This is a genomic window from Pedobacter sp. KBW01 (genome assembly GCF_003852395.1).
Taxonomy (GTDB): Bacteria; Bacteroidota; Bacteroidia; order Sphingobacteriales; family Sphingobacteriaceae; genus Pedobacter.
The window spans coordinates 22,596-37,583 of the sequence record NZ_QAJQ01000019.1; the positions used below are offsets into that span (position 1 = coordinate 22,596).

The 14,988-nt window shown below is 41.0% G+C and carries 8 protein-coding genes; all 8 read right to left on the reverse strand.

Annotation, left to right across the window (positions count from 1 at the left end; translation table 11 throughout):
* Window positions 1-46 precede the first annotated feature (46 nt).
* Entirely contained in the window at window positions 47-1,984 is a 1,938-nt protein-coding gene (locus tag DBR40_RS18075; RefSeq protein ID WP_124561146.1) for a hypothetical protein, read from the reverse strand.
* Between the two features lie 1,323 nt (window positions 1,985-3,307).
* Window positions 3,308-4,840 carry a redoxin domain-containing protein gene (locus tag DBR40_RS18080; RefSeq protein ID WP_158674078.1) on the reverse strand — a complete coding sequence of 511 codons (1,533 nt, stop codon included), beginning with the start codon at window positions 4,838-4,840 and terminating at the stop codon, window positions 3,308-3,310.
* A 516-nt stretch (window positions 4,841-5,356) separates the two neighbouring features.
* On the reverse strand, window positions 5,357-6,517 hold the full coding sequence (locus tag DBR40_RS18085; protein WP_124561148.1) for a TlpA disulfide reductase family protein: 1,161 nt from the start codon (window positions 6,515-6,517) through the stop codon (window positions 5,357-5,359).
* 29 nt (window positions 6,518-6,546) lie between these two features.
* Window positions 6,547-8,010: a RagB/SusD family nutrient uptake outer membrane protein gene (locus DBR40_RS18090; protein ID WP_124561149.1), complete on the reverse strand. Its 1,464-nt coding sequence runs from the start codon at window positions 8,008-8,010 to the stop codon at window positions 6,547-6,549.
* Window positions 8,011-8,021: 11 nt separating this feature from the next.
* Window positions 8,022-11,627: a SusC/RagA family TonB-linked outer membrane protein gene (locus DBR40_RS18095; RefSeq protein WP_233603926.1), complete on the reverse strand. Its 3,606-nt coding sequence runs from the start codon at window positions 11,625-11,627 to the stop codon at window positions 8,022-8,024.
* A 229-nt stretch (window positions 11,628-11,856) separates the two neighbouring features.
* A complete protein-coding gene (locus DBR40_RS18100; protein ID WP_233603927.1) occupies window positions 11,857-13,005 on the reverse strand; it encodes a FecR family protein in 1,149 nt (382 codons plus the stop codon).
* A 97-nt stretch (window positions 13,006-13,102) separates the two neighbouring features.
* The gene (locus tag DBR40_RS18105) at window positions 13,103-13,678 is read right to left on the reverse strand and encodes an RNA polymerase sigma-70 factor (protein WP_124561151.1); all 576 of its coding nucleotides are present in this window, start codon (window positions 13,676-13,678) and stop codon (window positions 13,103-13,105) included.
* A gap of 510 nt (window positions 13,679-14,188) precedes the next feature.
* Entirely contained in the window at window positions 14,189-14,890 is a 702-nt protein-coding gene (locus tag DBR40_RS18110) for an alpha/beta hydrolase (RefSeq protein ID WP_124561152.1), read from the reverse strand.
* Between the last annotated feature and the right edge of the window lie 98 nt (window positions 14,891-14,988).

Below are 14,988 nucleotides of genomic sequence, written 5' to 3' on the forward strand. Positions count from 1 at the left end.
CCCATCTCTTGTGATTTAATACCTATACGTATTAACAACATAGGGTTTAAACATTGGTTTTTAACGTATCCTTTAAACCACTCGATGCTTTCTCTTTTACCTTTTTATTTCCATTGGTCTTACCAGGTGTTTGAATGATAAACTTATAGTCCCCTGCTTTCAGTACTTCAAACTGTATCGTATTCTTTTGGTCAACCTTAAGATTGATCATATTCCCTCCCGGATTTTTACCACCCTTTACAACAATACCACCAATCGGTGAGCCAGGCCTTGCAGTCTGGGAAGTATCATTTTGCGTTACCCCCTTCTCATTTATGCTTTTTCCTTCTGATCCATCAGCTCCAGTAAGCGTGAACTGGTAACTCCCGGCTTCCAGTCCCTTTAATTCAAACTCGCCTTTATCATTACTGGTCGTGATCACCAGACTCCCCCCGGGATTTTTACCACCTTTCACAATAATCCCACCAATTGGATTTCCCGGGGCAGATTGTATGTTCTGATCCGAAACCTCATTTTTACTCCCAGCTGTATATGTTCTTCCTTTTCTTTTATTCTTAGTAGAGGTTACACCTTTTGAGCTAATGCTTTTTCCCTGAGAACCAGGTTCAATTATTTGGAATATGTATTCACCAGCTTCAGCCACCGGAAATGTGACTTCCCCATTTTCATTTGAAACCGCGATCATATCTCGTGGACCGGGATTTTTCCCTCCTTTCACAATTATACCGCCAATCGGGTTACCAGGAGAAGCTTGTATGTCCTGATTTGGGGTCTCATTTTTACGTCCAGCTGTATATGTTCTTCCTTTTCTTTTATTCTTAGTAGAGGTTACACCTTTTGAGCTAATGCTTTTTCCCTGAGAACCAGGTTCAAGTATTTGGAATATGTATTCACCAGCTTCAGCCACCGGAAATGTGACTTCCCCATTTTCATTTGAAACCGCGATCATATCTCGTGGACCAGGATTTTTGCCGCCTTTAACAATGATACCACCGATCGGGTTACCAGGTTTTACCAAAGCAAACGAATTATTCATGGGATTTTCAGCAGAATTACCACCATGTTCAAATAGTGGGTTTACCAGATTGACACCATTATCACCTGTTTTTATCACTTTCCCTCTTAAACGCCTTTTGCCGGTGCTGTTCCCCAGTGGGACACTAACCCCAAAATTCACACCAAAACTATTATATGCGGCGCTTTGACCAACGGACTTACTGGTCCCCGCCGCCATCTGATCCTGGCTGTAAAATCCCATATCGTTGGCTTTACCCTGAGGCTTAAATAACATGCCATCGTTTTTAACATCCGGGCCAACTGTATAATTGCCTTCCAGATAGAAACCCAGCTTTCCAGGGAAAAAAGCAACGCGCAGTTTAGGGATAAGGGCAAAACCCGTAGTTTTACCTGCCCCCTGACTGTATATCTCTTTATTATAGTTTGTGCCGTTCACCGCATTGCTTTGTGTTACACTGAAGGCATTTTGCTTTAAATGAAAATAAGCGGCATTCAAAACGGGTGACAAAGTAAACTGACCAAACGAAAAATTAGCCTGCGCGCCAACTTCTCCCTTAAAACCATTTTGTTTATTCCCTTCACTATTTACCATTATACTGGGTAAAGCTGACTGTCCGGTAATATTATAGACCTGTAAATCAGCAAGATCATAATCTCCATTTCCAGCAAAATATTCGCCCCCGGCATTAAGGCCAATGGTAAAGAAATGCGATGTGTTGCCTGCCGCCCCCCCATTTCCAAACAAGGGTACATATATGTTTCCGCCTACAGCGTATCCATTAACAAGGTTTGTTTTTGTTTTGACTGAACTGCCAGGTGTATTTATTCCACCAGCCACAAACAACAACAAATTCCCTCCTGGATTTTTACCACCCTTTACAACCATGCCGCCAATCGGTGAGCCAGGGGTTTGCGCCATTGCACAAAAACAAATAGTCGAAAAGAAAAGTGTGAAGCGTTTTTTCATATTAAATTTCGTTTGGTTTAATGGTATATCAATTTAATAAAAAAATGTTACCCAGATATTTTTATTTTTTTTTGCAATACCACTTAATTAAGCTCAGCTAGATATTTGCAATAAAAGCACTGGCAAACAGAATTGATATTTAAAGAAAAACTTGCTTTATCGGGGGTATACCTTTTATCTATTATTCTGCCCTATGCAAAAGAGATTTGTAGAAATTCGGGACATTTTACGGGCGTTTTTTTGTAAAGTACTGATATACTTTTTTTCTACCCAAATCAATATCAGTATGAAAATAAATACAAATTTTGCACCATTAATTTTTTGCATTGTCATTTATTGCAGCTATATATCTGGCTGTAGCTCTTCTGATAAAAAAAACGGAACTACCGCAGACTCAGTTACAACTTCGCACCAGTATTAGTTGAACAATCCACAAGCAACACAGAAACATTTACAGAATTTGACCAGAGCACGATCTCTGAATCATCTGAATAGATCGATACATTCCCCTATTTGGTCCTGCTGGATTTTACATCCAAGAAAAAAACGGCTCTTCAGAATCTAAATCCGGATATTCTGACCTTAAAGATCTTAATAAACTGATTATTTTCAATGGCCAGTCCTTTTACCATGCTCAAGGTAAAGTAGCCAGACCTGGAAAAAAAACACGTGCATAAAGCCCCAGTTGTCCACGGGCTTCAGCTACTTGCCTTTACCGCACCTGGGGCCACTTTGTTCCCACACGTGATCAGGGAGATATTTATCGCCTTTACCGAGCTTTCTTGCAAATTCCTGAAGGAAGTCAATGCAGGTGATACGCTATATCCTGCACTGGAGATCATTTCACTAACTCCGCAGGGTGAGACGGGAATAGTTGAAACGGCAGCGACAACCCGTAATCAGCATGGTGAATTGGCACTGTCCGGACCCCACAAGTATCTTTTAAAAAGATAAACAATAGCATAAGCGAATCAAATCATGAAAAACGTTTCATCGCGAAATACCGCCGGAATCTATGTAATCAATATTTTTGTGCCATTATTCTCGACATTAAATTGAACGTATATTCAAAAGCCCATATTTGTTTCATCACACTTATGACACTACGGACTAAAATATCCTGCATATTTTAGCAAAAATGAGCACAGTCGCATTCCAACGCCTGTGCTCCCTACTTATTCACGATTTCAATTATCTTAAGGAATTTCGTTTAGAACCTTCCCCCCTTTTTACCTTCCTGTAGATCTTTCGGTTTTCATTTCCCTTAGCATAGACAATCAATTTAGGTTCTTTCTCCTTTGGCAATTTCAGATAAAGCATATTTTAATCCTTTTTACTATTCATCAGTATTTTGATCATTAGCTCCAGGTCATCCTCGCTATCTCCGTCTGTCCTAAAGTTGGAGAAGATCAAACGGCCTTCCTTATCTATCAGGAAATTCACAGGCGCGGCACCTCGATTATCCAGATTTCCCTTCAACCTATCCTTTTGATCCTCCAAAGGTGTAAAACTATAACCGCTGCCTTTCATAAATGGCACCACGTAGTCATTTTGTTTGGATACAATATTAATCCCCAGATATTCCAGGTTCTGACCTTTGAATTTTCTAACCACATTTTCAAAATGTGGAAACTCACCACGGCATGGGCCACAACCCGGAAACCAATACGTCAACAGCACTACTTTACCCTTATAATCGGCAAGAGAAGCCTCGCCGGTGGTCAAATAACGCTTTAAGCCATTAAATGGCGTCGCAATTTGTGCACCTGCGTTCAGTCGTGTCCATATATCAGCATCAGCCTGATCTGGTTTTTTACCCAACTTTTCAGCAAAGCCAGCTATTGCTGTTCTTAGGGAGGTGGAAGGAGTTTTAGCGAAAGCCACAATCAAACTGTCGTAAGCTCCAATGGTATTGCCTGCTATATCATCAGCCTTTGCTTTTAATAAAGCGAGATCTGTTTTAAAATCAGAATATCTCGATAGTTTTAACTGCTTTAGTACATCCATAGCTTCAGCACCTTTTTTCTGATCCAAGAGGGCTTTTGCTTTCGCAACTATTTGTGCCTGTAATACCATGTCAGGCCATTGTTTTTTCTCCTCTTTTTCGGTTTTGGCCATTTCCTGCGCCAAAATCACCGCCTTTTCGGGTTTTTCGGAAAGAAGCACAGTATAATAAGATGACATGCCACCTGAGGACCAGCCAAATTTACTCGGCGCAAAACTATTGCGTAGCAACTCAAAAATTTCCAGTTTGTCAGCCAGTTTTTTGGATCGTACACCCAGCCAGTACAGTGCCTGTGCCCCACGTTCATCATTAGGAAATTTTTTAGCTACATCGAGGCTCATTTGTTTCCATTTCGCTTCATCAATATTCTGAAATGAGGACGCATAGTAAAAAGCATAATTCGGATTTGAAGGGTCTGACTCAGTTGCTTTGGCCAGATAACCGCGTGATGCATTAAAATCGCCCCAACGTTCTCCATCTATCCACAATCCTCCCCATGCATCAGTGAATTTAGGGTCAATCGCCACCGCCTTTAACAGGTAAGGCTTAGCCTTAGGACTTTCCTGGTTCAAGTACGCCTTCGCAATTCCATAAGGAACCATTGCTGATTTTGGAAATTTATTCATCCATAAGTCATACTGAGCCTCCAGCTTAGGGTCCTCAATACCTACTGCCTTCGTATAAGCCTCGTGAACACTTAAACTACCTGGATTTGCTTCTACCGCTGCTTTTAATTTAGCGAGCTGTGCTTGGTTTGAAGCTACCTCTGTTTTGCCATGTTGGGCAAAAACAACAACAGGAAGCGCAAAACTGCTCAATAAAAGACCGTACATTACTATTGTTTTTTTCATCTGTCTATAATTTTGGTTTAATGATAGAGCTATCATGTCCCTATTATTCTAATTGATTAAAAGATCATGATGGTGCTATCCAATTGTTTTTAATAAGAATTTTGAATGATTTGACCCCGGATGGCATCTATTTCAACGCCGTTGATCGGTACCAACAAACGTTTTACATCCAAAGTATAGTTTTTTGTACTTTTATATTTACCCCTGTTGCCCCCACATCAAAAAAATCATACGTCATCGTAATGTCATCAACAGGACAATCATTTACACTAAACCTGCGAATGTCGCACCAGCACGTGGTAAAAGACAATTTCATTCTCCACTATTCCAGTACTTTTTTGATAGCATTATCTTTATTTGTTGCCGATGGTTCTATATAGATTCTCTCCTTTTTGAACAAGTATAATTACCGCATTCATGACTCCTGTGACATCACCCTTTCCTACCATGCACTATTGCTTTAGCCAACCGTACTTCTGCCCAATGGAGTGTATTTTTAGTTTTAGTTAAAAAGGGTTACAGGGTATTTACAAAAATTTCTGCCAATTTCTTATCCATTGCCTCGTCATTTTCACCGCCAAGACCATAACGTCCTATAATAACACCTTCCTTATCTATCAGAACTTTGGTAGGCAATGAGTGAATACCATAGCCTTTGCTGACAGCATTGGAGTTATTAGAGCTTCCCTCCGAAACGCTCAGCCCACTTAGAACATGCTTCCATACCCCGATCTGATCTTTTTCAACAGCCTTCTTCCAGCCTGCAGAATTTCCGTCATCAAAAGCTACCCCGACAATCTCCAGTCCCTTATCCTTGTACTTATTATACAACGATAATAGGTACGGATTTCCTTTCCTGCAAGGTAAGCACCAACTTGCCCAAAAATCTACCAAAACATATTTCTTTCCCCTGAAATCGGATAAATTAAATTGCTCACCATTGATGTCTGTAGAAGAAAATACTTTGGCAGTGCTTCCGGGCGATCCGCTTTTCAGTTCAACGATTTCTTTATTCACATACTTACCCGATGCACTGGTCCTGATCCTTTCAGTCCAGGAATTGTAAATTGTCGTCGCTTCTTCCAGCTTCAATAAACTCATTTTCGAACGCATCAGATAGGCTGAAACATAAGAGTCAGGATGTGCGCTGATAAATGCCAGGTCAATTTTATTCATTCTGGCTTTAAAGGGTTCTAACTTTTGATAGGCAATGGGTGCTTTTTCGTAGTCCTTTTCATTCCTGTAAGCCGCCTCTAGTGGCTCCATTTCTTTGCGTATCGGTGCTTTCCTGCTATTTAAATCTTCCAGTTCATCATTACTGTGTGAACCTTTTAAAACCAATTTTTTGAACGCCCCTTCATTCATAGACATATCCATTACACCGGGTTCTATAAAAATTGCGGCCACATTGGGATCATCCATATTCCTTAGCCCTTTAAATGCGGCAATATTGGCCATGACCGGTTCGGCAAGTTTACCCTTAAACACAAAGGCCCCATCCCGAATCACTGCACTGTCTGTTTTCTGGCCCTCACCTTCGGGATAGGAAAGATATACATAACCCGTCTTTTTTCCGGAAATCTTTCCTTTAATCCTGAAATTCGGAGCTGTGCCTTCCTGTGCAAAACCTGGCAGGCTTAAAAATGCTGCCAGGCTGTATAACAATAGGTTTTTCATACTTCGCTTAAATTAAACTTCCCTTTCATTTAATATTGATTTTGAACAATCTGTCCCTGACTGGCATCCATTTCAACATTGTTGATAGGTACCAGCAAACGTTTGGCATCCAGGGTATAAGTTTTAGGGCTGTTTATATTTACTCCTGTTGCACTTACTTCAAAGAAGTCGCGCGTTAACGTAACATCATCTGCAGGATAATCATTTACACTGAACCTGCGGATGTCATACCAGCGCATGGCAAATGGCAATTCCCTTCTCCGCTCTTCCAGTACTTTTTTGATAGCCTCGTCTTTATTTGCGGCCGTAAGCGCTACATAAGTACTCATCCTTTTTAAACGCAGTATATTTACCGCATCCATAGCGCCTGTAACATCGCCTTTTCTGGCCAGCACTTCTGCCTTATTCAGAAGCACCTCTGCGATGGTAAACCCGGCAGGGATATAACGGCCGTCGTTAAATACGGTATACCTGGTTGTAGCTGGAGTGACAACCGAAAACCTCCTCCCACCATTCGGGATTACAAAGCTTTTGTACCTCAAGTCATTTTGCGTATCGTATAGAGCTACCAAAGCAGCAGATGGAACAAACCATTGGGCTGAAGTATAAACGTAACGGGTATAATAAGATTCAGGCCAGTATAAAAATTTAACTGCTGCCCAGTCATTTAGTTCTACGTATGTCAGTACCGCAACAGGATTGGTATAGCTTGCAGTATTCCCGGCCTTTAAGGTCTTAAAATCAACCAGTTTAGTATTCAAACTACCCAATGCACTGTTGGCCTGGGCAAGGCTATTGTCCAGCTCACCGGTAAACAGGTAGAAACGGCTCATGAACGCGGCAATGGCTTTTTTACTCACACGCCATGGCTTCAGTGATTCCACATCATCAACCGCTACTTTCTGGGCTTCAGCAATATCCGATAAGATAAAATCGTAGGTTTCTTTTAAAGTGGCCCGTTTCAAAGACTCCGTATACTCAACCGTTTTTTTAATGGGCAGTCCCAGGCTGTTCAGGTTGGCAGCCGTATAAGGCGCACAATAATGATTGGCCAGTACCCAATACGAATAGGCCCTAATGAAATGGGCATCTGCCTTTACCCTTTGCCTTGTGGCCTCATCACCAGTTGCCTGGTCAATGTTTGCCAGTATCAGATTTGCGGTAAATATCTTTTTAAATTCTCCGTTCCACAGCAGATCAGAAACCTGGCTTACCAGTCCGTTTACATCCCATACATAGTATTGAAGCCTGTCAACAGTAACAGCGGTCTGTGTTCTGTAATTTTGGTAAAAGAGCTTGCTAATTTCTGTATCATCAGTAGAATTGATCGCCGTATAATTCGTTTCATAAGAAAAAGCAGTAGCATTATCTACCAAGGCCTCCAGTTGTGAAACGGTTTGGATACTGGCTTGTTTTTTAGGTTCTTCCGACAGGTACTTTTTGCAACCTGCAAGAAGAAATACGCTTATAATTGAATATTTTAATAGTTTCATGGTCGTTATTCTTAAAATTGAAGGTTAATACCAAAAGTGTAGGTTTGTGCAGGTCTGTTGGTTCCCGGAAGCCAGTCAGGGTTATAGCCTTTGCTATTGGCTCGCCAAACCAGGCCTACATCGCGCGTTTGGGCAAAGAATTTAACATTGTTTACTTTAATCTGCTCCGCTAGTTTTCTTGGCAGGTTATATTCCAGCGTAAGTTCCTTGCATTCAATATAAGAAGAGCTCTCGATTAGGGTATTCAATATCGGCGAATAGCGGTTCCATCGATACAACTGGGCTTCACTAGGTTTGGCAAAACCAGGCAGGTCCGGATCGCCAGCCAGTACATCACTAACAAACCTGTTCACCTGTGTTTTCAAGGAGCCCACAACGCCTGCAGCATAGTCAAAGGTAGGATTGCGGTAAACACCACCCATTTTTCCAATAAAAATGGCCGTCAGGTTAAAATTTTGTACCCTGATGTTGTTTGTCCATCCCAGTGTATGCGGTGGGGTTCCGGTACCTTCGTAATTCAAAAACTGCAACCCGTTGCCACCGTTGTAAAATGTAAGGTCGTTAAAACTTTGCAAGCTGCCGTTTGGCCCCGCAGCCTGTGGTACCCCGTCCTTCATCCCCATATAAGTATAGCTATATACAGGGTTCACTGGTCTTCCTTCTACAAAAACATTCCCCAAAAGCTGGTAAGGCAGGAAAGTCGGGTTAAATAAATTGTCAACATTATTGTAATTGTAAGCGTAGTTAAACGAGGTACTGTATCCAATTTTTGTGTTTGGGATAGTTAAATTTGTTCCCAGACTAAGCTCGATACCGCGATTGGTAATTTCTGCATTGTTAAATTTCTGCAAGGTAGTTCCTGTTGCCGCTGCCAGGGCAATATTACCGGTGATGTCTTTACCTTTTTTGTTGTACAGGTCGATAGAGCCAAAAAGCTTATGACCGAACATCGCAAAATCAATCCCCAGGTTTGTACTTGTTGTTTTTTCCCAACGCAGGGATGGATTGCCATTGTCGGCTACTGTGGCTACAATTGTTCCTGTAGTGGCACTAGGGCTGGTTCCTACACTCAGCAATGCTTTTGTAGAAGTAGAACCCTCAACATTTCCATTCTTTCCATAAGTCAGACGAAGTTCAAGACGGTTAAAAATGCCATTTCTTGGCATAAAATTCTCATTCATCACATTCCATTTTGCACCAACAGACCATAATGGCGACCATCGTAACTTTGGATCATCTGTAATGAAGTTTGAGGCATCACTTCTTACACTTCCGCTAAGGGTGTATTTATTGTCATAAGTATAGGAAGCGTTTCCATAAAAGGAAACATATTTATTCCTTACCCAGTCAAATACAGTATTTCCACCCGGAATCGCATTATAAAATACGCCCCCCGTGAAATCCAGAATCGGATCAGCAGCACTGCCATAACCATAAGGAGGTGTTGTGGCCTGCAGCTTATCCGGAGCGTATCCATACACATAAGGATTAGCCCTTGAAGAGGTGGTATATTTTGAAATTTCCATCCCTGCAATTGCGGAGATCTGGTGCTTTTTAGCAATCAGTTTATCATAGTTAAACTGGTTACGCACCAGGAAACTTTCAAGATCTGCGTTACTTACATCGTAAGGCAATCCGTTTGACCTGGTAGATGCTTTTCCCTTTAAAATACCTCCTTTAGGGATATAAGATTTTACCACCACTTTAGTATTATAGTTGTAATCGGTCATCATAGTGGACAGGTCTCTTACATAAAAGGTACTTTCATCATAAATCTCTTCGTAATTTGTTTTGGAGCGCTCGTATTGGAACCTGGTGTCGAAAGTCAGGCCTTTAAGAATAGTCAGATTTAAGCCTGCCTGGATCCTGCTACTCAATACGTCATTCTTACGGCTTCTGCCCCTTACTTCGCGCAAAAGGTTATAAGAGACATCGGGATAGTTGAATTTATCCAAAGGCACCTGCGAAAGCTGGTACCTATTGTAGCCTTTTAGATTTGCGCCATAGCTGCCATCATCGTTCAACAGCACTTCATAAGGCGATAATTCCTGCAATTCGGCTACAGTTGCCCCACTGGTTTCCTGTTTCTTGTATTGCAGGTTGGCCGAAAGGTTAAAGTTTAAGTAGCGCGTAATTTTGAAATCATTGTTAAAGTTCAGGTTAAAACGGTCATAGCCACTCTTGATATAGCCGCTCTTATTCTGTTCGTACATCACCGAAGCATAGGTTTTAGAACGTTCTGTACCGGTTTGTATGTTGACATTGTACTGGTTCAGTACCGCTTTCTGCAGCAGCAGGTCTTTGATCTGCTGGCTGTTATCAATTGTACTCAGTCGGTCAAGGCCTGCATTCATGTCCGCGGTACTTATTCTTCCAGATTTATTGCCATACATCAACTCCTGTGCCAGTGTAAGTGGGCTAAAAATATCAAAAAACGAGTTTGTAGGTGGGTTAAATTCCCATTTGTTTTCAAAGGCCTTTCGCTCATAAGCTACCTGATCGGCCGAATTGGCCGTAGTGAGCAGTTGATTGAGGTCTGGTTTACCGGAAATCCTCGAAAAAGCACTTCCTTCTACGCTCAGCTTGCTGGCACCTTTTAATTTCTTTGTCACCACAACGATCACACCGTTTGCTGAGCGGGCGCCCCATATTGAGGCAGCTGCTGCATCCTTCAGTACAGTAATGGACTCTATATCGTTCGGATTGATGTCAGAAAAATCACTTCCCGATATCGGAAAACCATCCACTACCACCAAAGGCCTTGCTTCGGCATACAATGAACTGTTTCCCCGAATAAGAAAATCTACACTTCCATCTTCTTTTTCCCTGGCTTGCATACCGGCAACCATTCCCTGAAGCGCAGAGGAAAGATTGGAAACCGGACGATGGTCTAGCGTAGCCCTGCTTACTGAACCGAAAGCTCCCGTTGCCCGTTCTTTTGGAAGGCTCTGGTAACCGGTGCTTACCATTACATTTACTTCCTCCAGTTTATTGTCTGAAAGCTGCATCCCGATGTCTCCTAAATTTCTGCCCGCATTTATTTCTTGAGTCACATAGCCCACATAGGCGATGACCAGAATGGCGTTCTCATTTACATTACTTAAAAAGAACAGGCCCTTTTCATCAGTTACAACAGATTGGCTGGTTCCTTTTACTTTAACGGTTGCCCCTACCAGGGGATTTTTCTGTTGATCCAAAACCCGTCCACTGACATCAATGCGCTGAAATCGGGCAATGATATAATCGAATAAGGATGCCTCTTCTTTCTTTTTAATCACTACTGACTGTCCGTCAATCTTATAACTCAATGCAAAGTCCTTTAGAACAGTCTGCATGGCAACATCAATGCTTACATCATCAAGCGAAATATCCAGCGACTTATTTTTTGGTATAATTTTACCATCATAGTAAAAGTTATATCCACTTTGTTTTCGGATTTCATTCAATGCTGTCTCCAGTTTGAGATTTCGTTTATTGATATTGATTCGCTGTGCAAATCCAGCTGCACTGACCTGTATGAGGGATGCTATTAATATTACGGTGGTTAATCGCATAATTAGCAATATTTTATGGTATAGCAGAGCTGTACCCCGTTTCCTGGTATTAATTTTATACATTTGTTGTTTAGTTTGGTTAAGCATTTGCCTGTACTTTCCACGGTGGAGGCGCTTGCTGTGATATTTGATTATTAATTAATTATTCCAAACTGCAACCAGGGGTGTTACAAGCATTCCTGGTTCGTTTTTTTAGCCTTAGCTTTGCTGTCGTAGTCTTTTTCTCATCCTGCTGATTTTGAATGTTAAATAATTAGGTTAGTTAGATATATTTCATAAAAGATGATTCTGGTTATTTTGACACGTAGATTTTTCTACCTTCAATTTTAAAATGCACCTGTCCGCTTGATTCAATAAGCTTTAATACAGCTGAAAGCTTACTGTTTCGAAAAATCCATCCCCCTGCCTCCAGTTCATCCGGAACTGATAGGTCATAAATGACTTCTACGTCATACCATCTGGAAATTTCTTGCATGGCAGTTTTCAAATTTTTCCCACTGAGATCAAAACCGCCATCCTTCCAGGCCGTAATTTTTTCAATATCTACCTTATCGACCACAATAGACTGTCCATTATTTAAGGCCTGTTCACCAGGCTTTATAATTTTGGAGGCATTTGTTTTTGAGGTCACTTTGACCGAACCTTCCAATAAGGTCGTCGCAATGGCTGACCCATCGTTATAAGCATTTACATTGAAATGGGTACCCAATACTTCAACTTCCTGGCCTTTACTCTCTACTACAAAGGGATGCGCTTTATCTTTTGTGATTTCGAAGTACCCCTCACCTTCAAGTCTTACCCTGCGTTTTCCACGCTCATTAAGACTAGCAGAATACGTTAAGCTTGAAGCTGCGTTTAACCAGACTTTAGATTGATCCGGTAAGATTAACACATAAGTTTCTCCCTTAGCGGTGGAAAGGGTATTGATCTGGTGATCCCCGTTTGTGTTTCCCTCAATCTGGTAAACAAGCTGGCCATCTGTTGTTTTACTCACACGGATACCGGTTTCGGTCGCAATCTCACCATTAACAGCATCAGCCAGCTTTATTTTTTCTCCACTTGCCAAAGTCAAAGTCGCACCTACCTTTCCAGGAGCAATATCATTTTTGTAAGCAAGCTGATCAGGCTGCTTTTGTTTATTATTCAGATTGAAATAAAACAGTCCGGCACCAAAAAACACTAGCACAATTGCAGCGGCAATCGCAATACGGGGCCATAATTTAAAAGAATGTAATTTTAATTGTCCATTATTGATCTGGGCATAAATATCTGATCTTAGCTCTGCCTGAATAGCCTGCTTTGCTCCAATATTCAAACTTTCCCATTCAGGGTATTCCCTGATAAACGAATCAATGTGACCGATATAGATCGCCATTTCTTCAGTGGTTGCAGTTCCCTCGGATACTTTGGCGGCAATCTCTATAATTTCTTTTTTCTGCATTACGCTAAGGTTAATATAGTGTAAAGCAATCCTCAGGTAGGTTATCCCTTGCCTGCAAAAGAAATTTTCTTAAAAAAAACACACAAACACCTGGCTATCAGAAGAAAAAAAATAAAATAGGATTACCTTTTCCCAGCTTTTCTTTCATTTTTTTGAGTGCCGCTGTGATGTGACCTTCCACAGTCTTTTCCGAAATATTCATTTTCTCGGCTATTTCCTTATTGGATAGCTGCTCGAAGCGGCTCATTGAAAAAACTTCCCGGCAGCGTTCAGGCAGTTCTTCCGTAATTCTATGAATCAGCGATTCAAGCTGGCGGACTTCCATCAGCATGCTCTCATCAATCGGTGCCCTATCTTTCTGGGAAATCCCAAGATAAAATTCATTCCTTGCTTTATTTGCCCGGATATAATTTGCCGTTTTGAACCTTACCGCCGTAAGTAGATACCCTTTACAAGAAGTTAAATTCCATTGATCACGATGTTCCCAAAACCAGATAAAGATATCCTGTACGATGTCCTTACTACTGCTATGATCCCTGAGGATATTATAAGCCATGCCATATAAAGCACTCCAATGCCTGTTATATAATTCATCAAAGGCGGTATAATCCCCTTCTTTTACAAGAAGAATCAAGTACTCCTCGCTTTCCGACTTTAGAGATTTAACAGACATACAATCCTTTCCAAAATATAATTTATGGCTTTTTAAGCGCAATGTTACTTAATTTCCTGAATACAACAATAAGATAGTCAATATTGAGTTTTGATTTCGCTCAATAGTTAGTTTGGTTCTCAATGACAAAATAAGAATAGTAAAAAAAACGGACACTATCCTAAAACAGTGCCCGATTAAATTAACGCTCTCAATAACTAAGTTATATAAATTCCATACGTTATCAAATAAAATTATCGATGAGTTTTTTGATCAGGGTTATTTGAAATTCATAGTACAACAGACTCATTTATTGAATAATTCAACTATGGACAGCATCAGCCAGACAATAAAACGTGGTAATCTTTATCAGATGAAATGATACCATTAACTACAAACTACCTGAAGACTTAATCCTATTCAGGTATGATGAAGATCACCATTGCCTAAATACCAAATCTATGGGACACGATAACAGCACAAAAACCGCATGTCCCTACGGACATGCGGTTCAAATAAAAGCAATGAAAATTAAACTTCTGATACTTTTTCAGCGGCTTCAATAATCACATTTGCAACTATTTCAGGCTGCGACATGAAGATGACATGGCTTCCTTTAACTTCAGTTACCCTGGTATCAGAGCGGCGGTACATGTTTCTTTGTATTTCCGGATCAATGCTTTTATCCTCAGTTGCTACCAGCCCGTAAGCAGGTTTATGTCTCCAGGCCGCGTCGGTAATCGGGCTCACAAATCCTTTGGCATAAAAGGCACCTTGTGAAGCATACATAAATTCAGCTTCTTCGGCGTCAATATCTGCGCAGAAACCAGCGTGATATTTATCTTTGGCGTAGTATACAATGCCTTTCTCATCCGGAGGAAGCACGCCATTCTCAGGTGCAGGCGGCACGGTTTGTAACCATTGCAAGGCCGATTCACCAGTGTCTGGCTGAAATGCTGCAATATAAACCAGGGCAGCTACATTTGGATGGTTTCCCGCTTCTGTAATTACTGCCCCTCCCCAGGAGTGTCCCGCAAGAATTGCAGGGCCACCAATCCTTTCCAAAGCAACATGAGTTGCCAGAACATCATCTTCCAATGAAGTTAAAGGGTTTTGTACTACCGAAACATTATAGCCTTTTTTTGTCAGTTCGTTATAAAGTGCTTTAAAGCCAGAACCATCGGCAAATGCGCCATGAACTAATATCACATTTTTTACATTTAGATTTTCCATTGTTTTATTGATTTAAAAGTTTATAAATAATTGAACAATACAAAGATGCGTCGAATATCAAGGCACCTTATTAGAGTGATTTCCCGTCTATTTGTAAT